Genomic DNA, 22,307 nt, shown 5'->3' on the forward strand with positions numbered 1-22,307 from the left:
CGGCTGCGGCGGGAGGAACGGCGCGGGCAGCGGGGCATGCGCCGTTGGCTTGCCGGTGTTGCGGCCGCTGCTGCGGTCGCCCTGGGCGGCGTCGGAGTGGGAGCCTACATCGCCGACCAGAACGATCCACTGAACCAGGTGGTCCGGGCCGGCGACCTTCGTGAAGCATCCGTGGATGTATCGGGCGGCGGCACCGCCACCCTCCTCATCTCGCCGTCCGAAGACGCCGCGGTGGTGAAGATGAACGGCGTGCCCGCCCCGCCCGAAGGGAAGGTCTACCAGATGTGGCTGATCCCCAAGGATGGTTCCGCACCTGTCTCCCAGGGATTGATGGACGAGAAGGCACTGTCCAGGCCGGCAGTAGTGCAGGGCATCTCGTCCGCCGCCGCCTTGGGCATTACCGTTGAGCCGGCGGGCGGATCCCAGTCCCCCACACTGCCCACCGTCGCCGCCGCGCAGCTCGGCGCCTAGCCGTCGACCACGCGCAGCAAGAACGCCCCGGTGCCCTCCTCCACGGAGGGCACCGGGGCGTTTTAGGTATCAGCGCAGCCGCTAGAACCCTGCGATGGTTCCGGGGCCGTTGACTGCCACCACGTGGAATGCCTCGGCGCTTCTGCCGTCAGGGAGCCCTGCCCGTGCGGCGTTGGCGTGCATGCCGCGGCGGACCGTGGCTTCCATGGCCTCAACGTCCGGGTGCTGGCTGACGTGGACGTGGATCGCCGCGAGTTTGGCGTCCACCTGGTCCGTGACGTCCACGAAGTGGTTTTCGCGCTCCTCGGGTCCGGCGTAAAACCAGAGCCAAGGTAGCTTGTAGGCCTCCAGCCCGGCCTCCGCAAGCTCCGGGTAGGCGAACGGGTTCTCCACCGCAGGGTAGACGGCGCGGGTCACGGCTTCTCCCACGGCAAGGTGGTCCGGGTGGCTTTTTTGGATGCGCAGCCAGTTCCGCTCCGGGTGCATGGACAGCACGACGTCGGGGCGGACCTGGCGGATCAGCCGCACCACGCCTTTCATCACCTCGTGCGAGGGTTCGAGGTACCCGTCGCGTTCGTGGAGATAGTGGATGTCGCCGACGCCCACCAGGGCAGCGGCGCGGCGCTGCTCAGCGTCACGCATGGCGATGATGTCTGCGCGGTGCGCCGGGTCGAAGCCCCCGGCGTCGCCGTCGGTCATGATGCAGTAGCTGACCTGGACCCCCGCTGCCGTCCAGGCGGCAATGGTGCCGGCGGCGCCAAAGTCGATGTCGTCCGGATGGGCCGCAAAACAGAGCACCCGCTCAATCCGGTGTTTGTCCGGGTTGAACGGGCTCTGTGCCTGCGCGTTGTAGGCGGTCAAGAGAATCAGCCTTTTCGCTTCTTGATCTCCGCGGTGGCCTGCGGCAGGACGTCAAAAACGTCTCCGATGATGCCGAAGTCGGCGATTTCAAAGACCGGCGACTCAGCGTCCTTGTTGACGGCAACGATGACCTTGGAGGTCTGCATGCCTGCCTTCTGCTGGATGGCCCCGGAGATGCCGGCGGAGATGTACAGCTGCGGGGACACCGTCTTGCCCGTCTGGCCCACCTGGGCGTCGTGGCTGATCCAGCCGGCGTCGGTGGCGGCGCGCGAGGCGCCCACCGCTGCACCGAGGGCGTCGGCAAGCTCTTCCACGGGACCGAAGTCACCGTCCATGCCCCGTCCGCCGGCCACTACGATGCGGGCGTCGGTCAGGTCCGGCCGTCCGCTGGCGACCTTCTGCTCGCGGGCGGTGATGCGTGCCGCGGCTGCGGTGGCGTCCGCCGGCACTTCGACGGTGGCGGTTTCAGGAGCAGACGGCGCTGCCGCGGGTTCCGGGTTGACGTTGTTGGCCTTCAGGGTCACAACGGATACCGCCGTCTTCGCCTTGCAGGACGTGGTGTAGGAGCCGGCGAGGACAGATTTGTGCGCCGTTCCGTCCGCGTCCACGCCCACGGCGTCGGTGATGACGCCGGCGTTCAGGCGGATCCCGGCACGGGCCGCGATTTCCTTGCCCTCGGGCGAGTTGTCCAGCAGCACAATGCCGGCGCCCGCCGATTCAGCGGCTGCGGCGACGAAGGCGGCCTTGGGGGCGACCAGGAAGTCGTTGAGGTCCTGGGCCGACGGGCGGAGGACAGCGCCCACCCCGTATTCGGCGAAGGAGGCTGCGACGGCGTCGGAGACGTCGCCGTTGACGGCTACCACGCTCTCGCCCAGGGAACGGGCCAGTGTCAGCAGCTCCAGGCTGCTCTTCTTCAGTGCAGCGCCGGGGTTGTCCAGGAATACGAGTACTTTTGCCATGTTTGTGATCCCTCTTAGAGCAGCTTCTGGGCGGCCAGGAAGTCAACCAGCTTGATGCCGGCGTCGCCTTCGTCGGTGATGATGGTGCCTGCCGTGCGCGGGGGCCGTTCTTCGGCGCTGACGACGCTGGTCCACGATCCCGCGTGCCCGACCTGGGCGGGTTCCACGCCGATGTCGGCCAGGGACAGCGTGGTGATGCTCTTGCGCTTGGCCGCGATGATGCCCTTGAAGTTGGGGTAGCGGGGCTCGTTGATCTGGTCGGTCACGGACACGACGGCCGGCAGCGGGGCTTCGACAGTCTCGGAGGATGTGTCGGCGTCGCGCCGGGCGGTGAGGCGGCCGCCGCTGACCTCGAGGGAGGACGCGAAGGTGACCTGGGGCAGGCCCAGCCGTTCAGCCAGCTGGGCCGGAACGAGGGAGGTTTCGCCGTCAGTGGAGGCCATGCCGGTGATGACCAGGTCGACCCCGCCGAGGTAGCGAACTGCGGCAGCGAGCGCCAGGGAGGTGGCGGCGGCGTCGGAGCCGGCCAGGGCGTCGTCGGTGACGTGGACGCCTTCGGTGGCGCCCATCTGAAGGGTCTTCTTGATCGCGTTGACCGCGCCGGAAGGACCCATGCTCAGGGCGATGACCTGGTTCCCGGCCTTGCTGCCGCCGCGGGCCTCGGCCAGCTGCAGCGCGGCCTCGAGGGCGTATTCGTCGAGCTCGGACAGGATGCTCTCATCGCGGTCGACGGTGTTGCCCTCCCCGTTGAGGTGGCGGTCGAACTGGGCGTCCGGTACATGCTTGACCAGGACGACAATCTTCAATGTATCTTCCACTGTATTGACAGCAGCCTTCCATGCTTAGGGACAGCCAGCCGGGTGAGGTCGTGGCCGTGGGATGCCCGGCATACGGGTAGCTCCTAGCTAACCACATCGGGCTTGCCATGTGACGCCCCGTATGACGTCCCGTTAACGCCCGTGTCGGCATGCCCCGTGCAGGAACAAACGACGGCGGCGTCCCCGCCTGAGGTGGGGACACCGCCGTCGTGCTCTGCCTTGTTCCCGGGGACGCGGCGCCTAGCTTGCCGCGGTTCCGAGGGTGACGTCGAACGTCTGTTCCTGGCCGTTGCGCAGGACCGTTATCTTGACCTTGGAACCTGCGGGCTGTTCCCGTACAGCGGCCGTCAGCTGGTCAGGTTCGCCGATGGCGAGGTCGTTGAACCTGGTCACCACGTCGCCCACCTTGATACCAGCCTTCGCGGCGGCTGAATCAGGTTCGACGCTGGCAACGTCGGCGCCCACGGAGAACTCCGACGACGTGCTGGAAGCACCCTTGCGCTTAACGCTCACGCCCAGCTGCCCATGGGACGCCTTGCCGGTGTCGATGATCTCCTGGGCGACGCGCTTGGCGTGGTTGATCGGGATGCTGAAGCCGACGCCGATGTTCCCGCTGGTGGTCGAGGCACTGGAGCCCGCCGAGGCGATGGCTACGTTGACGCCGATGACCTCCCCGGCGCTGTTGACCAGGGCGCCGCCGGAGTTGCCCGGGTTGATGGCTGCATCGGTCTGGATGACGTTAATGGAGATGGAGCCCTTTTCGGTGCTTTGCTGGCTCTGTCCGCCATTCGGGGGTGCGAACTGGAAGCCCTCCCCGTTGTCCTCGGAGTTGTCGCCGTCTTCCGGGGCTGCCGACGACGCCACGCTGATGGTCCTGTTAAGCGTGGACACGATGCCGTCGGTCACCGTTCCGGTGAGGCCCAGCGGGGAGCCGATGGCGATGGCCGTGTCGCCCACATTCAGCTTCCCCGAGTCGCCGAAGGTGGCCGGCGTGAGCCCTGACCCGGCGTCGACCTTGATGACGGCAAGATCGGAGAGCGGATCGGTGCCCACGAGCTTGGCGCTGACCACCCGGCCGTCGCTGGTGCGGACCTCGAGGGAGGCATTCGCTGTCTGGCCGTCCAGCGTCACGACGTGCGTGTTGGTGAGGATGTGCCCCTCTTTGTCGAGCACGATGCCGGAGCCGGTACCGCCCGCGCTGCCGCTGCTTGCGCTGATGGTCACCACACTCGGGGAGGCCTTGACCGCAGCTGCGGTGATTTCGTTGACGGAGTCCTGGTTGTTGACGATAACCGTTCCGGGCTGGCTGTTGGTGACCGTTCCTGCCGCCTGGCCGCTGTTGCCGAACAGCTCACCCGAACCGACTGTTGCCACGCCACCGCCGACCAGGCCGGCGGCGAGGATGCTGGCGATGAGGGTACCGACGCCGAAGCTGGCCTTCCGCCGGGGTGCGTCCTTGGGATTCGGAGCCATTCCCACGGCTCCCCCGTGAGGCGCGTGGGCGCCTTCCTGCTGCTGGCCGTGCTGCTGGTAGCTGTGCGCGTTGTGCTGCGGATACTGCTGCGTGTGCTGCTGGGGGTAGCCCGACTGGCCGTAAAACGGCTGGCGCTGCGGATAGACCGGGCGGGGTGCCCCGGGGAGTTCCTGCGTGGGGTTTCCGTTCGCGCCGCTGTCCGCACGCCGAGCCTCCGCGGTGTCCTCCCCCTGCGGGGCGGAGGGCTGCTGCCAGGGATTCTGGCGGCCGGGGCGTTCGCCCTCGGGAGCCGGTCCGGGAGTTTGGTTCTCAGTCATGGGACTTCCTTTCATCCTCGTCTGACATTAACTATCCCCTTCCCGGCTGGAACAACCTGGGATGTTTGCTGTGAGCTTCCTGATCGCCTTCCCCGCTCCCTCCGGAGGGTGCGGGAACGTTTCGCTGGTGGCATATTCACCTCAATGGACGGCCTGTGGGGTGCACCATAGAATCAAGATGAATTGCCACAGCGACCTGCGGCTTCACACCAAGCGTGGGGGCGCTGCTGGATTCTGAGACGACTGATTCGTCCCGAATCGGTGTCAGGCGTGTTGAAGGGTTGCCATGCGGTCAAAGTTCAAACATATCCTCGCCGTGATCGGCCTGACCGGCCTGCTCGCGGCTCCTGCCGGCGCCGCCTGGGCTGAACCGCCGGTGACACTGGATCCCGTGACGAAGATCGTCGACAATGCCGCCGTGCTGGGCGGTGACAAGGGCGAAGTCGAGGCCGCCATCAAGAAGCTCGGCACCGATCACGCGACCGTACTGCACTTCGTCACGGTAAAGCGGTTCGAAGACCCGGCTGACCGCGAAGCATGGACCGACGCGGTAGCCGAAAAGGCCGGATTGGGACCGAACGCCGTTATTTTCGCAGTTGCCACCGAGACCAGGCAGTACACCCTGAACAAGGGTGGCACCAAGCTCACCCAGGAGCAGATCGACAACATCAAGAGCACCGCCATTGGGCCGCAGTTGAGCGATGGCAACTATGCACAGGCAGCCATCAACGCCGCAGAAGCCGTCGGTGACGCCGCGGATGGCGGCAGCGGCAAGCTGTCATCCGGTGACGGCGCCGGGACCGCTGTTCTCGTCGGCACCGGTGTTGTGGCCGCCGGCGGCGCAGGCGCCTACCTCTACTTCCGCAACAAGCGCAAGAAGGCGGCCGGCCAGCCATCGTCCGCGGGCTACGGTCCGCAGGGTGCTGCCGGGGTTGATCCGCTGGCGTCGCTGAGCATCGAGGAACTGCGGCGCAAGAGCGGATCCCTGCTCATCGAGGCCGACGACGCCATCAAGTCCAGCGAACAGGAACTGATGTTCGCCCAGGCACAGTACGGCGACTCCGCGGTCGGCAACTTCACCAGGGCGCTCGACGAAGCCAAAGCCCACATGACGGAGTCGTTCAAGCTGCAGCAGCAGCTCGACGACCACATTCCCGACACCGAAGAGCAGCAGCGGACCTGGCTGGGCGAGATCATTCGCCGGTCCGAAGCCGCCCTGGCCTCCCTGCAGGAGCAGAAAGCGGACTTCGACTCGCTGCGGGAGCTTGAAAAGAACGCCCCGCAGGCACTGGCCACCGTCAATGAGGGAGCCCGCAAGGCCGATGCCAAAATCGCCAGCGCCGAAGAGTCGCTGGAAACACTTCGCTCCAAGTACGCCGAAAGCGCCCTGGCGCAGGTTTCGGACAACATCCTGCAGGCCAAGGAGCGCCTGGCCTTCGTGCAGAATGCCACCGCTACCGCCCGGCAGAAACTCGGCGAGGGCGAAGGCAGCCTGGCCGCCGTCGCCGTCCGCGCGGCCGAGGAAAGCCTCCACCAGACCAACGTCCTCCTGGATGCCATCGCCAAGGTTTCATCCAACCTGGACGAGGCGCGGAACAACCTGGAGGCCGCCGTCGTGGACACCTCACAGGACCTCGCCCAGGCACGGGCGATGATCCAGTCAGGGGCGCACCCCGAACTTGCCGGGCCCGTCGCCGGCGTGGAGTCCGCCCTGGCCCAGGTGAAGTCGGAAATCCAGGCCGGGAAGATCGACCCCATCGCCACGCTGCAGCGCGTTGAGACCGCACACCAGTCCCTGGACCAGGCCCTGACCGGCATCCGGGACCAGCAGGAGCAGTCCCGCCGTGCGCAGGCGTCCCTCCAGCAGACCATCATGTCCGCGCAGGCGCAGATCAGTGCCACCTCCGACTACATCACCGCGCGGCGCGGCGGGGTGGGAACCGAAGCGCGCACCCGCTTGGCGGAATCGCAGCGAAACCTGGACTATGCGCTGTCCATCTCGCGGACCGATCCTGTTACCGCCCTGACCTACGCCCAGCAGGCCCACGCGCTGGCCGCGCAGGCAGCGCAGCTGGCCCAGGCAGACGTGGACCACTTCGGCGGCTACGCGAACCAGGGTTATGGCCGTGGCGGCATGTTCGGCGGCGGCGGGGGCGGCGGACTCGGCGGCGCCATCCTCGGCGGCATCCTCATCAACTCCATCCTCAACGGTGGAGGCCACGCAGGCTGGGGCGGCGGCCACAGCGACGGCGGCGGTTGGGGTGGCGGCGACTTCGGCGGCGGTGACTTTGGCGGCTGGGGCGGCGACTCCGGCGGCGGAGGCGACTTCTAGCACCAGCAGGACTTGGCGCCCTGCGGAACGCGCTGCGGGGCGCCCGGAAGCAGTACCCACTGTTCACGGTTCAGTGGTCACCAGAGAGCAGGACGAAAGGTAACACCATGGTTAAGCAGTCCATTTTCGGCCGTATCGCACAGCTGGCAAAGGCGAACATCAACTCCTTGCTGGACAACGCTGAGGATCCGCAGAAGATGCTGGACCAGATGGTCCGGGACTACACCAACAACATCGCCGAGGCAGAGTCCGCAGTCGCACAAACCATCGGCAACCTCCGCATGCTCGAGGACGACTACAACGAGGACGTCAAGAACGCGCGCGACTGGGGCAACAAGGCCCTGGCCGCCTCCCGGAAGGCCGACGAATTCCGCGCTGCCGGCGACGTTGTCGACGCTGAGAAGTTCGACAACCTCGCCAAGGTGGCGCTCCAGCGCCAGATGGCCGCTGAGAACGAGGCAAAGGGAGCCGAACCGAGCATCGCGTCCCAGCGCGAAGTGGTGGAGAAACTGAAGAGCGGCCTGGACCAGATGAAGGGCAAGCTCAACCAGCTGACCAGCAAGCGCAACGAACTGGTGGCCCGCTCCAAGACGGCCGCGGCCCAGTCCCAGGTCCACGATGCGATCAAGAGCATCGACATCATGGATCCCACCAGCGAGGTGGGCCGGTTCGAAGAGAAGATCCGCCGCGAGGAAGCCAAGGTCCGCGGCCAGCAGGAACTGGCAGCGTCAAGCCTGGACGCGCAGTTCAACCAGCTTGAGGACCTGGGCGAGCAGGTGGAGATCGAAGCCCGCCTGGCCGCCCTGAAGTCGGGAGGAGCGAAGCCAGCCATCGGCGCCGGCTCCGACTCCGGCTCAGCAGCCTCCGCCTCCACCGTGGACGAGGCGGACTTCGACAAGCTCTAGGCCTTACGGGGACGCACTCCCCCGGCTGCCGGGAAGGGCCAGGACAAGTCCTGGCCCTTCCCTTGCCGCCAGTGTGTAGCGTGGGGGCATGGCTGCTTCCGTTGAGACGTCCCTGGTCTGGCTCCGAGACGATCTTCGCCTGGACGACAATCCGGCGCTGTCCGGGGCTGCGCGGCTGGGCCTGCCCATGACGGTCGTCTACATCCTCGACGAGGAGTCACAGGGCGTCCGGCCACTCGGGGGTGCCACCCGGTGGTGGCTGCACCATTCCCTCACGGCACTGTCCGCGGAACTCGAGGCCAAGGGCTCGCGCCTGGTACTGCGGAGGGGGCCGGCAGCAGGAACAATCCAAAAGCTCGCAACCCGGACCAAGGCCTCCCACATCCTGTGGAACCGGCGCTACAGCCAGCCCGAGCGGAGCATCGACGCCGGCATTGAGGAATGGGCAGCTGCCAATGGCATCAAAGCTTCCAGCTTCCAGGCGAACCTCCTCTTCGAGCCGTGGACCATCCGCACCGGAGCCGGCGGACCCTACAAGGTCTACTCTCCCTTCTGGCGGGCGTGCATGGCGTCGCACGACATCCGCGACCCACTGGACGCGCCGAACGGGCTGCCTGAACCTGCCCCTTCAGGCCGCGGTTTGCCGGGCAGCGACAGTCTCGCCAGCTGGAAGCTGCTTCCGTCAACTCCCGACTGGAGTGGCGGGCTGGCAGCCACCTGGGAGCCCGGCGAGACAGGTGCGGTCCGCCGCCTCGATGATTTCCTGGACGGACCCATCGAGGAGTACGGGACAGGCAGGAACGTCCCGGGCAGCGAAGGAACAAGCAGGCTGTCACCGCACCTGCGGTTCGGCGAAGTCAGCCCCTTCCGCGTGTGGCGCGAGATCAGGCGCCGGCACCCCAGCAAGGTACCCTCCGACGTCGGAATCTTCCGTTCCGAGCTGGGCTGGCGCGAGTTCAACTGGCACCTGCTGTACCACAACCCGGATCTGGCCACCCGGAACTTCCGGCCGGCCTTCGACAACTTCCAGTGGGAATCGCTTGGCAGGACGGAACTCGCCGCCTGGCAGCAGGGGAACACCGGCTACCCGCTGGTGGACGCCGGCATGCGGCAGCTCTGGCAGACCGGCTGGATGCACAACCGGGTGCGGATGGCAGCCGCGTCCTTCCTGGTCAAAAACCTCCTGGCGGACTGGCGTGTTGGCGAAGAATGGTTCTGGGACACGCTGGTGGACGCTGATGCCGCCAACAATCCCGTCAACTGGCAGTGGGTGGCCGGCTCCGGCGCGGACGCCTCACCGTACTACCGGATCTTCAATCCCGTGACGCAGAGCAAGAAGTTCGACCCCTCCGGCGCCTACCTGCGGAAGTTCATTCCCGAACTGAAAAGCCTCGACGACAAAGCCATCCACGAGCCGTGGAAAGCGGAGGTGCCGGACTACCCGGAGCCGCTTGTTGGTTTGCCCGAATCCCGGGAGCGCGCCCTGGAGACTTACGCGAAGATCAAGGAGGGGTCAGACGGCTAGCGGCTGACCTTGCCCATCAGCGAGGCGATCGGCCGCAGGAAGATCGGGCGGGCCAGGAACCAGGCCGCGACCATCACCGCGACCGAGGCCAGGAAGACCCAGAAACCGAACCAGCCGTCGTCGTCGCGGACACCGTACATGTGGTTAAGGTTCCGCAGCGCGCCCGTGGCCAGGACCAGGAAGACGTGGACCACGATGAAGGCGACGAAGTAGATCATCACGGGGAAGTGGACGGCGCGCGCCCACTCGATCGGGAATGCCTTGTTGAGCCCGGCCGCCTTCTTCGGCCAGGCCGAGGACATCCGCAGGCCGGTGATGAAGGACAGCGGGGCGGCGATAAAGACCGTGACGAAGTAGGTGAGCAGCTGGAGGGCGTTGTAGTTGACCCAGCCGTTTTCCGTCGGCCAGTCAAGCGAAGCGTACTGCAGGGCGGCTGATAGTGCGTTCGGGAAAACGTCCCAGCTGGTGGGGACGATCCGCATCCACTGCCCTGTCGCGAACAGCAGGACGGCGAAGATCACGCCGTTCAGGATCCACAGGGCATCAAGCGTCAGGTGGAACCACAGCTCCAGGGTGATCTTCGTGGGCGCGTTTTTCGTCCGGATGAGGCCCTTGTTGTTGCGCGTCCAGTGTCCGCTGGGGCGGGTGGTGGTCCGCACCTGCCATCCGGTGCGGATGATCAGCAGCAGGAAGAAGGCGTTCAGGTAGTGCTGCCAGGCCAGCCACGCAGGAAAACCGACCGGGGCGTTGTCAGGCAGGTCCGAGTGGCCCGGATAGTCGGCCACGAAGGAAGCGACAGCGGGCAAGGCCATCAAGCCCTTGGCGGCCAGGACCACAAGTACCAGCGCCACGAGGACTGCGGGCACGCCCCAGTAGAGTCGGGACCGCTTGCGCGCGGCGGTGCCGGGCTTCTTCGTGGGTGTGGACATCGAGCAACATTCCTCTCGAGAATGACTGGCCAACTGCTCACTGCTGTGAGGCTCTGCGAAAGAGAATACTAGGAACTGCCCGTATTCAAGGAAAAAAGAAAACCCCGTCCGGCTGGTCTGCCGGTCGGGGTCTTTCCATAGTTGCGGGGACAGGATTTGAACCTGTGACCTCTGGGTTATGAGCCCAGCGAGCTACCGAACTGCTCCACCCCGCGTCGCTGAATCAACACTACCCTATTTTTGCGGCCGCAATTACCAGCCGCCGGGAAGCCCCTCGCCGCCAGGCCTGAACGCGGTTAAAAGAAAAGTCCGGACACTTTCGTGTCCGGACTTTCCGTCAGTTGCGGGGACAGGATTTGAACCTGTGACCTCTGGGTTATGAGCCCAGCGAGCTACCGAACTGCTCCACCCCGCGTCGCACAAACTACTTTACCGGGAGGTGAACGGCGGGCCAAATCGAGGCGGCGTGATCTCCGTTACGCCCGCCCGGCACCCGCTCCCAGGAAGGAGCAGGTGCCGGGCGCCGTCGTCGTACTAGTTAGTGGCTGACGGTGAAGGCGTTGCTTCAGGCGTTGCCGTTGAGGCCGGGGCCGGGCTGGCCTCGGGGGCGGCGGCCGGGATCTTGGCCTCGGCCTCTACGGCCTTCTGCAGCGCCGCCGCGATCCTCTTCTGCGCTTCGCCGTAGGCAGCGAAGTCTCCTGACGACAGTGCCGCCTGCCCGGCCTGGATGGCGGCGTTGGCCTCATCCAGTGCGGCCTTCAGCTCGGCCTTGGCGTCCGCTCCCCCGGGAGCAGGGGGCGTGCCGGGACCGGCCGGAGTCTGGCCGTTGTTGTCCGAGTCACCGGCGGCTGCCCCGGAGTCCCCGCCGAAGAGCTGCTTTAGTGCTTCGTCCAATGTGGGTGCGAAGCCGACCTTGTCGCCGAACGCCACCAGCACGCGCTGCAGTGTCGGGTAGGACGTCTCACCCGTGGACTTGAGGTAGACGGGCTGGACGTACAGGATGCCACCGCCCACGGGCAGGGTGAGCAGGTTGCCGTTCAGGACATCGGAGGCCCCCTGGCGCAGCAGGTTAAGCGCCTGCGACACCGTGGGGTCTGAGTTGAACTTGTTCTGGGCCTGCCCCGGGCCCGGGACCTGGATCTCCGGCGGGATCTGCAGGAGCCGCAGCTTGCCGTAGCTCTCAGCCTTGACGCCAGCCTGGTTGCCCGCGTCCGAGTCGGCGGCCAGGAAGCCGTACAGCACGTTGCGGGCGTTGCCGTTGACGATCTGCGGAATAAACGAGGACGTCAGCTGGAATGCGGGCTCTTCCTGGTCCGGCATCTGCAGGGACATGTAGAACGGCGGCTGCTTGACGTCCGTGTCCACAGTGGGATCGTTCGGCACGCTCCAGACGTCCTTGGTCTGGTAGAACGTGGAAGGATCCGTAACGTGGTACTCGCCCAGGAGTTGGCGCTGGACCTTGAACAGGTCCTCCGGGTAGCGGACGTGGCTCATGACGTCGCCGGTCATCTCCGAATATGGCTTCAGCGAGGACGGGAACACCTTCTGCCAGGCCTTCAGCAGCGGGTCCTGGTCGTCCCAGGCGTACAGGGTGACGGACCCGTCATACGCGTCCACCGTTGCCTTCACGGAGTTCCGGATGTAGTTGACGGTGCTGTTCGGCAGCGCAACCGCCCGGCCGGACGTTGTCTGGGTATCAGCCGTGGCGTCGGAGAGCTGTTCCTGCTGCGAGTACGGGTAGTACTGGCTGGTGGTGTAGCCGTCAACGATCCACTTGACGCGGCCGTCAACCACAGCCGGGTAGGCGTTGCCGTCCACGGTCAGGTACGGCGCAACCTTCTCCACGCGTTCGCGCGGGTTGCGGTCATAGAGGATCTGGGACTCGGGGTTCACGCCGTCGGACAGCAGCATGTCAGAGGACTGGAACTTGATGGCGTAGAGGACCTTGTTGAAGAAGCTGCCCACGTTCGGGCCGCCGTCGCCCTGGAAGGTGTACTGCGTGTCGCTGTCACCCTCACGCCCGGACGGCCTGTCCTGCTCACGGTTGGGCGCGCCCTCCGGGGCGCCGACGATCGAGTATTCGGGCGAACTTTCGCCGAAGTAGATCCGCGGCTCGTAGGTTGAATCGTCGCCCAGGACGCCTGTGGACGGGATGCCCGACTGCAGGAATTCCGGCTTGCCGTCAACGGTGAACTTGTTGCCCTTGGCCGCAACGACGCCGTAGCCGTGGGTGTAGACGACATGCTGGTTCAGCCAGCTCTGCTGGTTCTGCGCCACGTTCTGCGGGTTCAGTTCCCGCACGGCGATGACAGTGTCCTGGATCTTGCCGTCCACCTCGTAGCGGTCCACGTTCAGGGCCTCGGGGAACTGGTAGTACGGGCGGTACTGTTCCAGCTGGGAGAAGGCATCCGAAATCAGGTTGGGATCGAGCAGGCGGATGTTCGCCGTGGTCTGCGCATCCGGGGCGAGGGCGCCGCTGGTGGCCGTGTTGGTGGCGTCGTAGCGGCTGACCTGGATGGTGTCCAGGCCGTAGGCGCGGCGCGTGTTGTCGATGTTGCGCTGGATGAATTCCTTTTCCAGCGTCTCTTCGGAGGGCCGGACCTGGAACTGCTGGATGACCCACGGGTAGACGCCGCCGGCCAGGATGGAGGTGATGACCAGCATTGCCGTGCCGATGACGGGAAGGCGCCAGCGGCCGATCACTGCGGCCACGACGAACAGGATGGCCACCAGCACTGCGGCAACGGCCAGGATGGCCTTGGTGGGGATGACGGCATTAACGTCCGTGTACAGCGCGCCGGCCCAGCGTCCGTTGTTGCTCTGCACTGCGGAGAAGCGGTCCAGCCAGAAATTCACGCCCAGCAGGACCAGGAACGCGGCACCGGTGACGGCGATGTGGATCTGGGCTGCCCTGCTGGTGAAGACACCCCGCTCCATGAGCCGGATGCTGCCGTAGAGGTAATGGGTCAGGATGCCTGCAATGCCCGCAATGACCACCACGCTGATGAGGAATCCGGTGACGAACCCGAGGAACGGCAGGACCATGAGGTAGAAGCTGATGTCCATCCCGAATTCAGGATCCTGCTGGCCGAAGCCCTCCTGGTTGAAGAACAGCAGGACCTTCTGCCACTGGCTCGCGGCCGCGCTGCCGGCAAACAGCCCGAAGAGGACCGGCAGGCCAACCATGACCACCCGGCGCACCGGTTCCAGCTGCGCCTGGTAGCGGTTCAGGTTGTCCCGGATCTCGGAGTCCGGGGCGTAGACCGGCCTGGCGCGGTATGCGATCCGGATGGCGAAGAACACCGCCGCGAACATGATGGCGAAGCCCGCGGCGAAGATACCGATCCGGGCCAGGTTTTCGGTGAGGAAGACTTCGATGAAACCCAGCTGCCGGTACCAGAGGACGTCAGTCCAGACGTTCGCGAAGAAGATGAAGCCCACGACGACGAGGGCGACAACTATCAGGGTGGGCGTCAGCGCGCCGCGCCGGGAAGGGGGTCTGCCTGTGGACATGGTGCTGGCGGGACGGGACAAACTGGGTACCTCATAGCTGGTCGTCAGATATTCGATGCGTGCGTGCGGGCGGTGGACTCCACCGGCCTTTCGGCTGGTTTTGTCCGCCATATTTGCCACGAGTGGCGGTAAGGCTTAGTTCCTCTCGAGACTGGATGCGCCCAGTCTAGTTGTTTGCGCAGGTCGGGAGGCCGGATGTGTCCTGGCCGCTGGCTCCACGTTCGACGGCGGCCCGCGCCTGGGCCAGGTTCTCCACCTTGACCACCTGCAGCCCGTTGGGAATATGTCCGGCTACTTCAGGACAATTGGCGGCGGGCGCGAGGAACATGGTTGCTCCCCCGTCGCGTGCCCCATGCATCTTTTGCCTGATTCCGCCTATGGGGCCCACCACGCCGTCGGGGGAAATGGTTCCGGTCCCCGCGATGTGCTTGCCTCCGGTCAGGTCACCGGGGGTGACGGTATCGATAATGCCCAGTGAGAACATCAGACCTGCCGACGGGCCGCCCACCTTTTCCAGGGAAATCTCCACATCGAAGGGGAACGTGAACAGGTATTTGAGCATGACGCCAAGGATGTACCGGCCCTCGCCGTTATCCTTGGGCGTGATTGTCTCGGTGACCGCTTCCCCGTCCCGCTCCACCACCACGGTGGCCGGGGCGCCGCTGCCGGCTGCCAGCTCCTGCTGGATAACGGACAGCGCGGTGATGTCCTTGCCGTTGATCGTCTTGAGGATGTCTCCGGGGCGGATCTTGCCTGCCGACGGGGAACCTTCGGACAGGTCCGCCGCCTGCAGCTGCTGGCCGTAGGGGATGTCGAGTTCGTTGAGCGCGGACGCCACCGCGTTCTCCTGCGACGTGGCCATGGCCACTGCGCTTTGTTCCTCAGCCTCCTGCTTGGTGGTGCCGGTCGGGTAAAGCAGTTCCTCCGGCTGGACCGACTTGGTGGGGTCCAGCCACGCGGAGAAAGCGCCGAGGATATTGACGGGCCCGGTAGGGCCGCCGCTTACGTAGACGGTGGTCAGATCGAGGTTTCCTGCGGCCGGATAGGAGTCGGTCCCCGTGACCTTGATGACCGGTGTCCCCTGGTTTTGCCCGAGCGTGTTGTAGGTAGGGCCGGGGGTCTCGACAACGTAGGGCACCGGGATTGTTGCGACGCCAATTCCGAGCCCCAGCGCGGCGACGCCTGAGAGCATCATGGTGGACATTCCCGTGCCCCGCGGACCTGCGCTGCGTTCCGCAGGTGCGCGGCCGCCGTCGGACGTCCCGGCGCCTGCCGCCCAGGGCAGGGAACCGTGTGGAAGCTCTGGAGCGTGGTCCTCGGCGGGGTGGCCGCCACGGGTTGTAGTCACTCCATCAACACTACGCGCTGGGTGGCCCGTGCGGCTCTTTGCCTACAGCGAACGACGCCGGAGGGCGGCAGACAGCCGACCACGGCCGGGGTACCGTGAAGGTTGATTAACAGTCACACACCGACGATCGGCGGGATCATGACCTCCAATCCACTTAATCCGTCCAACGGCGACGACGACCCCAAGGATCCGTTGACCGAGATGCTGCAGAACCTGATGGGCGGCAAGGGGATGGAGAATTTCGACCCCGCCGAACTCGCCAAGGCTGCGGGGCTGCCCAACGATCCCAACCTGCTTGCCCAGATGTTCTCCCAGGTCCAGGCGATGATGAGCGCGCCGTCGGAGGGCCCCGTCAACTGGACCCTGGCCCACGACAACGCCCGCCGCGTGGCCGCCAGCAGCTCCGACCCGTCTGTGACGCCGCAGCAGTCGCGGGACGTTGACGAGGCCCTGCGCCTGGCGGAGCTGTGGCTGGACCCTGTGACGGACCTGCCCGCCACGGGCCTCATCGGCCGCGCCTGGTCCAGGGCGGAATGGGTTGAAGCCACGCTGGGCACCTGGAAGCGGCTGACCGAACCTGTCGCCAACAGCATCGCCAACGCCCTGTCCTCCGCGATGACGAGCCAGATGCCGGAAGAGATGAAGTCCATGATGGGCGGCGCATCCTCGATGCTCCAGAACATGGGCGGTGCCATCTTCGGCATGCAGCTGGGGCAGGCTATCGGCGCCCTGTCCCAGGACGTTGTCAGTTCCACCGATATCGGTGTGCCGCTGGCCGACCTCGAGATGGCGCTGCTGCCGTCCAACGTTGCAGCCTTCGGTGAAGGCCTGTCCCTGCCCGAAAACGACATCCGGCTCTTCCTCGCCGTCCGTGAAGCGGCGCACGCCCGGCTGTTCGTCCAGGTTCCGTGGCTCCGGGGCCATCTGCTGGGCGCCATCGAGGCATACGCCCGCGGCATCCACATCGACACCTCCCGCATCGAGGAGCTGGCACGGGACCTGGACCCCAGCAACCCCGAGGGCATCCAGGAGGCACTGTCCCAGGGTGTCTTTATGCCCCAGCGGACCCCGGCCCAGGAACAGGCCCTCGAGAAGCTCGAAACGGCTCTCGCCCTTGTGGAGGGCTGGGTTGACGAACTCACCGCCGCAGCCACCGACAAGGTGCTGCCGTCCGCCGGGGCCCTCCGGGAAACGGTCCGCCGCCGCCGCGCCACGGGCGGCCCGGCGGAGCACGCGTTCGCTTCGCTGGTGGGACTGGAACTGCGGCCCCGCCGGCTGCGCGACGCCGCCACTCTGTGGGCCGCACTCAAGGAGGAACGCGGCATCGCGGGCCGCGACGCGATCTGGCACCATCCTGACCTGCTGCCCACCGCCGAGGACCTGGACGATCCCAAGGGCTTCAGCGGTCGCCGCAAACTTGCCGAAGCCAGTGACAGCGAGGTTGACGACGCCCTGCAGAAGCTGCTGAGCGGCGGGTTCGACGCGCCTTCCGGCGACGAACCCGCCCAGGACGCGTCGGCCCAGGACGCGTCGGCCCAGGATGGCGAGGGCGAAGCAAAGGACGACGACGGCGGAGACGCCCGGCCGAAGGGCTGACGTCCCGGGGTGGCTGGGGTCAGCCGCGGCTAGTCTGCGTCGCCGGCCCAGCTGTCCTGTTCCGGCAAGCCAGGTTGGTCGTGGCCGCTGTTGTCCGGCAGTCCGCGGGTCATGGCGAAGGAGACCCCTTCCAGGAAGGCCTTGGCGCGCAGGGTCTCCGGGTACGCCTCGAGCAGCTTCCAGAAGGCGGCGTTGTGCGCGGCCACCAGGAGGTGGGCCAGTTCGTGGAGCAGGACATAGTCGATGACCCACTGCGGCATCGGCCGGAGCTTGTCTGAAAGCCGGATGGTGCCGTCCGCCGGCGTCGCGGAACCCCACCGCGAGTTCTGGTTGCTGACCCAGCGCACTGACGAGGGAACGGCGCGGCCGCCCAAATACTGCCTGGAAAGTTCGGCCGCGTGGGCGGCCAACGCGGCGTCGGAGGCGGGCCGTTTCTTTCCGGCCGCCGCCCGCCGCTCCCCCTGGCGCTGAAGCTTGGCCAGCATGCGGTGCACCCATTCGTTCTCCTGCGCCGCGGTGAAGCGGGCCGGGATGGCAACAACAGCGGTGCCGTTCTCCCAGAATGCTGCCACTGTGCGCGTCCGTCGCGCGGAGCGCCGTACTTCCACGGGTGCGCCGTCCGCTGTGGTAAGCCGGGCGGCCGTCACAGGGAGGCGCTTTCAGTGAGGACCCGGAGGACGTCTTCCCCGTACTTCTCAAGCTTGGACGGGCCCACCCCCGCCAGTCCTGCCAGCTCCTCCAGCGATGCCGGCCGCGCCTCGGCGATGGCGGTCAGCGTTGCGTCCGTAAAGACAACGAACGCGGGCACGTCGGCAGACACCGCCACTGACCGTCGCCAGTTCCGGAGGGCATCGAACGTTTGTTCCTCATAGGTTGGCGGGCACGCGTTGCAGCGCCCCACCTTGCGCTCGGCGCCGGTGGCGAGCATGCTGCCGCAGACCCGGCACGTTGCGGGAGCCGCGGCTTTGCGCCGGGGCACCGCACCCTTGCCCCGGACCGTGGAGCCGGCCACCGCTGCCGGCCGCAGCCCGTCAAGGAAGCGGGACGGTTTGCGGTTTGCGCGGCCTCCGGGCGTTCGGGCGGTGCTCCAGGACAGGGCAAGATGTTCCCTTGCCCTGGTAATCCCGACATAGAGGAGCCGCCGCTCCTCATCAACGGACTCGGGAGAGTCCGCGAAGGAGATGGGCATCAGGCCTTCGCTCAGCCCCACCAGGAAAACAGCGTCCCATTCAAGGCCTTTGGCGGCATGCAGCGAGGCAAGGGTCACGCCCTGGACGGTGGGCGCGTGCTGCGCCAGGGAGCGTTCCTGCAGTTCGTTGACGAAGTCGGCCAGGCCGAACTGCGGCCCCCGGTTCCGGACCAGTTCGTCGGCGAGGGCCACGAGCGCCGCCAGTGACTCCCAGCGCTCCCGGAGCGCACCGCCGCTGTGCGGAGCCGAGTCCGTGTAGCCGAGCGACGAGACGATGTCGCGCACCAGCTGACCCAGCGGCTCCGGCGCATCGGTTTCCGAGACCGCCCGGGTGGCTGCCCGCAACTGCAGGATGGCATCGCGGACTTCCTTGCGGGCGAAAAACCGCTCCCCGCCGCGCAGCTGGTATCCGATCCCGGACGCGGCAAGCGCCTGCTCGTACGCTTCGGACTGGCCGTTGGTGCGGAACAGGATGGCGACCTCGCTGGCTGGCGTTCCGGCGTCGAGGAGTTCTTTGATCTTTTGCGCCACCGTGGCCGCTTCAGCTTCGTCGTCGGCGCACTCCGTGAAGGTGGGCGCAGGCCCGGCGGGCCGCTGGGCGACAAGCTGCAGCGGCGCAGCCCAGGCAGCGTCGGCTGCAGGTCCCCCGCTTCGCCGTCCGGCAAGGAGGTCATTGGCCAGCTTGACCACCTGTGGCGTGGAGCGGTAGTCGCGGATGAGTTTGACCACGTTGGCCTGGGGATAGCGAGTCTTGAAATCCAGGAGGTGCCGCGGTGAAGCGCCGGTGAAGGAGTAGATGGTCTGGCTGGCGTCGCCAACAACGCAGAGCTCGTCACGGCCGCCCAGCCACAGCTCCAGGAGCCGCTGCTGCAGCGGCGAGACGTCCTGGTATTCGTCGACCACGAAATGCCGGTACTGCTCGCGGACGGTGGCAGCCACCCGCTCGTCCTCCTGCAGAATTCCGACCGTGATCAGCAGCACGTCCTCGAAGTCGATGACGTTCCGGTCCGTCTTGACGTCCTCGTAGGCCTGGAACACGCGGGCAACTGTGGTTAGGTCAAAGCCGCCCGGGGTACCTCTGCCCTGTGCGTTTTCCAGGTAGTTGGCGGGCGTCAGCATGGACACCTTGGCCCATTCGATTTCGGAGGCGAGGTCCCGGATGGAAGCCCGGTCCGTGCTGAGCCTCAGCCGGCGCGCAGCCTCGGCCAGCATCTGCGCCTTGTGGTCCAGCAGGTTGGGCAGTGTGCCGCCGACAGCCTGCGGCCAGAAAAACTGCAACTGGCGCAGCGCGGCGGCGTGGAACGTGCGGGCCTGGACGTTGCCCGCCCCAAGGTCCCGCAGCCGGCTGCGCATCTCCGCGGCGGCCCGTGCCGTGAAGGTCACGGCCAGGAGCCGCTGCGGGGTGTAGACCCCGGAGTGGACGCCATATGCGATGCGGTGGGTGATGGCACGGGTCTTGCCAGTGCCGGCCCCCGCAAGGACGCAAAGGGGTCCGTTCAGCGTGCTGGCCACTTCGCGCTGCTCGGCATCCAGTCCGCCAAGGATGCGGTCCTCGAGGGAGGCCGAGCCGTCAAAATTCTCTGTAGTCACTTCTGCTGCTTTATGTCTCGACTACCGCGTGCCTGGAGTCTGGTGGATGGTGTCTTACGCGCCGGCCCGGTCCTCAATGCGCCCGCCGAACCAGTGCTCGATAAGCGCGCGCGCAATGGACAGCCTGCTGGAGATGGTGATGTCGCCCCTCAGTACAGCCTCCTGGAGTTCCTCCCGGCTGAACCAGCGCGCCCTGGTGACCTCCACGCCGTCGGGTGTTGCCTCGGCGTCGTCGGTGACGGCTGTAAATCCAAGCATAAGGGAGGCCGGGAACGGCCAGGACTGCGAGCCGAGGTACTGGCAGGCGGTGACCCGCACCCCCACCTCCTCAAAAATTTCCCGGACCACTGCCTGTTCCAGTGACTCCCCCGGTTCAACAAAGCCGGCCAGGGTGGAGTAGTTCCTGGCTTCGGGCGGCCCTCCGCCGCCCAGCAGCAGGCGGCCGTCAGGTCCCACTACCGTGACGATGATGGCTGGGTCCGTCCGCGGGAAATGCTCCGAATTGTCCGCCGGGCAACGACGCACCCAACCACCGGCCTCAACCACCGTGGGCGTCCCGCAGCGGGGACAGTGTGTGTGGCCGGCATGCCAGTTGGCAATGGCGCTTGCCTCCACAAACAGCGCCGTGGCGGTGGCATCCAGGTCCGCTGCGACGTCACGGAATCCGGCCCATGAGGCATCCGTGGGAATCCCTGCAGTCCCGGGTTCAACCGGTTCGGACAACACCAGCAGCAGCATCTCGGTGCCGGCCGGAAGCTCCGCTCCGGGGAGGGCGGACCCCAAATAAATAGCCAGTTCGGCGGTGACGGAGGCAGCAGACAGTCCTTCCAGCAAGGCCTTTGCCCCGGCCATGTAGAGACTGCCGCCCCGGACCAGGGCCTCCCGCCCCGACAGGACCATGGCCAGCGTCCCCGGCGCGGCCAGGAGGTCTTCCACCATCCCGGGCCTGCCCCGCACGGCGGAGCCGCGGTCAATCAGAGCCGGCCGGACCGGCAGCAGTGTGTCCCGCAGATGGTTCGCCGGCAGCAACGCCGGCACTCCCTGGTGGACCGATGTGGCAGACTCCGCGTGGCTCATGAATCCACCGTACTGACTGGGACCGACAATTCACATTTTTCGAGGGTTACCGCGGGAGGCCGGCAGGGGCACCCTTCTTTGCCTATCTGGAGACTCGCCGCCGATGGACCGGTGACATGGACGGCCGGCAATCTACCGTGGAACGGTGAGAAGAAAACCGATTGAACTGGCAGCCGTTGCAACCGCGGCAGTCCCCGGACTGACCCCAACTGCTGTGAGCTCCGCGCCGGATGATCCCGCGGACTTCGATTCGGCACTGCTCCTTGATTCGGACGGCAAGCGCTGGCGCGTACGCTCACCGCGGCACGCCGAGGCCAGCGCACGGCTGGAAACCGAATTCCTGGTGCTCCGGGCGTTTGCGCCGGCCATCCGTGCGGAACTCCCGTTCCTGATGCCTACCGTTGCCGGCAGCGTCCGGCTCGGCACCTTGAGCACGTTCGTTTACTCGCACCTGGCCGGCACCACGCGCAGCGTGGAGGAACTCACAGGCGGACCGGAAGCCCTGGCCCGCGAAATCGGTGCTGCGCTGGCAGCCATCCATGACCTGCCGCGGTCCCTGGTAAGCAACGCCGACCTTCCCAGCTACACGCCCAACGAATTCCGGCAGCGCCGGCTGAACGAGCTTGACCAGGCAGCCACCACGGGCAAAATTCCGCCGGCGCTGCTCCTGCGGTGGGAGCACGCCCTGGAGGACGTGTCCCTGTGGCGGTTCAACCCCAGCGTGGTGCACGGCGACCTCCACGAGGACAACCTCCTGGTGGAAGGCCAGCGCGTCACCGCCGTCACCGGCTGGACCGATCTGCGCATCGGCGACCCGGCGGACGACTTCGCCTGGCTGGTGGCATCCAACGAGCAGGACTTCGTCGATGCCGTCCTCGCGGCCTACACCGCCAGCCGCCGGGATACCCCGGACAATCACCTGCTGCGCCGGGCAGCCCTCTCCGCCGAATTTGCCCTGGCCCAATACCTGGTGAAAGGCATCGCCGCCGGAGATGCCGGCATGGTGGCCGAGGCCGAAAGCATGCTGCAAACCCTGGCCAGCGATATCGCCGAGCACGGCGGCCAGCCCATCAGTGTTGAGCCGCAGCCGGTTCTCGAAGCCAACACCGTTCCGTCGCAGCCCGCCGTCGACGTCGCCCCGGTACCTGCCCGGCCCGCCGTCGAGGTCACTGCCGTGCCCGCGCAGCCGGCCGTGGCGGTCACCCCTATTCCGGCCGTGCACGTCACCCCTATCCCCGCAGGGCCGGAACCGGCTGCCGGATCCCCCGGACAGCCCGCCGAAGCGTCGGATGATACTTCCACCTCGGCAATCCCGGTGGTAAACGCGAAGCAGGCATAGCAGGGAACAAGCGGGGAACCGGGCCACGCAGCTCGCGGCAGGACAACGCGGAGCCTGCTGCACG

16 protein-coding genes and 2 tRNA genes are annotated in these 22,307 nt (G+C 66.6%); 6 read left to right on the forward strand and 12 right to left on the reverse strand.

What is annotated here, in order from left to right; translation table 11 throughout:
- Positions 1-471: anti-sigma factor (locus ACYQ1Z_RS12030; protein WP_459792761.1), on the forward strand; the 471-nt coding region annotated here is incomplete at its 5' end.
- Between the two features lie 81 nt (positions 472-552).
- Here ACYQ1Z_RS12030 and ACYQ1Z_RS12035 read toward each other — a convergent pair.
- The 4 genes from ACYQ1Z_RS12035 to ACYQ1Z_RS12050 form a co-directional block, all read right to left on the reverse strand.
- Complete coding sequence (locus ACYQ1Z_RS12035) at positions 553-1,332, reverse strand: PIG-L deacetylase family protein (RefSeq protein ID WP_459792762.1); 780 nt, start codon at positions 1,330-1,332, stop codon at positions 553-555.
- A gap of 5 nt (positions 1,333-1,337) precedes the next feature.
- Entirely contained in the window at positions 1,338-2,291 is a 954-nt protein-coding gene (locus ACYQ1Z_RS12040; protein ID WP_459792763.1) for an electron transfer flavoprotein subunit alpha/FixB family protein, read from the reverse strand.
- Between the two features lie 14 nt (positions 2,292-2,305).
- On the reverse strand, positions 2,306-3,097 hold the full coding sequence (locus tag ACYQ1Z_RS12045) for an electron transfer flavoprotein subunit beta/FixA family protein (protein WP_459792764.1): 792 nt from the start codon (positions 3,095-3,097) through the stop codon (positions 2,306-2,308).
- 252 nt (positions 3,098-3,349) lie between these two features.
- The gene (locus ACYQ1Z_RS12050) at positions 3,350-4,900 is read right to left on the reverse strand and encodes a S1C family serine protease (RefSeq protein WP_459792765.1); all 1,551 of its coding nucleotides are present in this window, start codon (positions 4,898-4,900) and stop codon (positions 3,350-3,352) included.
- Positions 4,901-5,186: 286 nt separating this feature from the next.
- Here ACYQ1Z_RS12050 and ACYQ1Z_RS12055 point away from each other — a divergent pair, with 286 nt between their 5' ends.
- The 3 genes from ACYQ1Z_RS12055 to ACYQ1Z_RS12065 all read left to right on the forward strand — a co-directional run bounded on the left by ACYQ1Z_RS12055 (position 5,187) and on the right by ACYQ1Z_RS12065 (position 9,662).
- Complete coding sequence (locus tag ACYQ1Z_RS12055) at positions 5,187-7,232, forward strand: TPM domain-containing protein (protein ID WP_459792766.1); 2,046 nt, start codon at positions 5,187-5,189, stop codon at positions 7,230-7,232.
- A 107-nt stretch (positions 7,233-7,339) separates the two neighbouring features.
- Positions 7,340-8,137: a PspA/IM30 family protein gene (locus ACYQ1Z_RS12060; protein ID WP_459792767.1), complete on the forward strand. Its 798-nt coding sequence runs from the start codon at positions 7,340-7,342 to the stop codon at positions 8,135-8,137.
- A gap of 88 nt (positions 8,138-8,225) precedes the next feature.
- Positions 8,226-9,662, forward strand: a complete 1,437-nt coding sequence (locus tag ACYQ1Z_RS12065) for a cryptochrome/photolyase family protein (protein ID WP_459792768.1) — start codon at positions 8,226-8,228, stop codon at positions 9,660-9,662.
- Here the strand turns inward: ACYQ1Z_RS12065 and ACYQ1Z_RS12070 are convergent.
- From ACYQ1Z_RS12070 to ACYQ1Z_RS12090, 5 genes are all read right to left on the reverse strand, one after another.
- Positions 9,659-10,591 (reverse strand): cytochrome b/b6 domain-containing protein, encoded by a 933-nt coding sequence (locus ACYQ1Z_RS12070; protein ID WP_459792769.1) that lies wholly within the window; start codon positions 10,589-10,591, stop codon positions 9,659-9,661. The genes ACYQ1Z_RS12065 and ACYQ1Z_RS12070 overlap by 4 nt on opposite strands.
- 141 nt (positions 10,592-10,732) lie before the next feature.
- Positions 10,733-10,806, reverse strand: a tRNA-Met gene (locus ACYQ1Z_RS12075).
- Positions 10,807-10,932: 126 nt separating this feature from the next.
- Positions 10,933-11,006: transfer RNA gene (locus ACYQ1Z_RS12080), tRNA-Met, on the reverse strand.
- A 119-nt stretch (positions 11,007-11,125) separates the two neighbouring features.
- On the reverse strand, positions 11,126-14,104 hold the full coding sequence (locus ACYQ1Z_RS12085; protein ID WP_459792827.1) for a UPF0182 family membrane protein: 2,979 nt from the start codon (positions 14,102-14,104) through the stop codon (positions 11,126-11,128).
- 166 nt (positions 14,105-14,270) lie between these two features.
- Positions 14,271-15,452 (reverse strand): YlbL family protein, encoded by a 1,182-nt coding sequence (locus ACYQ1Z_RS12090; protein WP_459792770.1) that lies wholly within the window; start codon positions 15,450-15,452, stop codon positions 14,271-14,273.
- A 138-nt stretch (positions 15,453-15,590) separates the two neighbouring features.
- Between ACYQ1Z_RS12090 and ACYQ1Z_RS12095 the strand changes: the two genes are divergently transcribed.
- Positions 15,591-17,048 carry a zinc-dependent metalloprotease gene (locus ACYQ1Z_RS12095; protein ID WP_459792771.1) on the forward strand — a complete coding sequence of 486 codons (1,458 nt, stop codon included), beginning with the start codon at positions 15,591-15,593 and terminating at the stop codon, positions 17,046-17,048.
- A 29-nt stretch (positions 17,049-17,077) separates the two neighbouring features.
- Here the strand turns inward: ACYQ1Z_RS12095 and ACYQ1Z_RS12100 are convergent, their stop codons facing one another.
- From ACYQ1Z_RS12100 to nudC, 3 genes are read right to left on the reverse strand one after another with little or no spacing between them, the layout of a single operon-like run.
- Positions 17,078-17,695 (reverse strand): YgjP-like metallopeptidase domain-containing protein, encoded by a 618-nt coding sequence (locus ACYQ1Z_RS12100; RefSeq protein WP_459792772.1) that lies wholly within the window; start codon positions 17,693-17,695, stop codon positions 17,078-17,080.
- Positions 17,692-19,827: an ATP-dependent DNA helicase UvrD2 gene (locus ACYQ1Z_RS12105; RefSeq protein WP_459792773.1), complete on the reverse strand. Its 2,136-nt coding sequence runs from the start codon at positions 19,825-19,827 to the stop codon at positions 17,692-17,694. Before ACYQ1Z_RS12105 ends, ACYQ1Z_RS12100 begins: the two co-directional genes overlap by 4 nt.
- Positions 19,828-19,881: 54 nt before the next feature.
- Positions 19,882-20,904, reverse strand: a complete 1,023-nt coding sequence (gene nudC, locus ACYQ1Z_RS12110; RefSeq protein WP_459792774.1) for an NAD(+) diphosphatase — start codon at positions 20,902-20,904, stop codon at positions 19,882-19,884.
- A gap of 145 nt (positions 20,905-21,049) precedes the next feature.
- On the opposite strand from nudC, the gene ACYQ1Z_RS12115 reads away from it, so the two are divergent.
- Positions 21,050-22,243, forward strand: coding sequence for a macrolide 2'-phosphotransferase (locus ACYQ1Z_RS12115; RefSeq protein WP_459792775.1), 1,194 nt, complete (start codon positions 21,050-21,052; stop codon positions 22,241-22,243).
- The last annotated feature ends 64 nt before the right edge of the window (positions 22,244-22,307 follow it).

It is taken from the genome of Arthrobacter sp. AD-310 (genome assembly GCF_054656615.1).

Excerpts from the sequence above, each read along its gene's own strand:
- ACYQ1Z_RS12040 (WP_459792763.1), bottom strand. The coding sequence starts at position 2,291 with ATGGCAAAAGTACTCGTATTCCTGGACAACCCCGGCGCTGCACTGAAG.
- ACYQ1Z_RS12050 (WP_459792765.1), bottom strand. The coding sequence starts at position 4,900 with ATGACTGAGAACCAAACTCCCGGACCGGCTCCCGAGGGCGAACGCCCC.
- ACYQ1Z_RS12055 (WP_459792766.1), top strand. The coding sequence starts at position 5,187 with ATGCGGTCAAAGTTCAAACATATCCTCGCCGTGATCGGCCTGACCGGC.
- ACYQ1Z_RS12060 (WP_459792767.1), top strand. The coding sequence starts at position 7,340 with ATGGTTAAGCAGTCCATTTTCGGCCGTATCGCACAGCTGGCAAAGGCG.
- ACYQ1Z_RS12065 (WP_459792768.1), top strand. The coding sequence starts at position 8,226 with ATGGCTGCTTCCGTTGAGACGTCCCTGGTCTGGCTCCGAGACGATCTT.
- ACYQ1Z_RS12070 (WP_459792769.1), bottom strand. The coding sequence starts at position 10,591 with ATGTCCACACCCACGAAGAAGCCCGGCACCGCCGCGCGCAAGCGGTCC.
- ACYQ1Z_RS12085 (WP_459792827.1), bottom strand. The coding sequence starts at position 14,104 with ATGTCCACAGGCAGACCCCCTTCCCGGCGCGGCGCGCTGACGCCCACC.
- ACYQ1Z_RS12095 (WP_459792771.1), top strand. The coding sequence starts at position 15,591 with ATGACCTCCAATCCACTTAATCCGTCCAACGGCGACGACGACCCCAAG.
- nudC (WP_459792774.1), bottom strand. The coding sequence starts at position 20,904 with ATGAGCCACGCGGAGTCTGCCACATCGGTCCACCAGGGAGTGCCGGCG.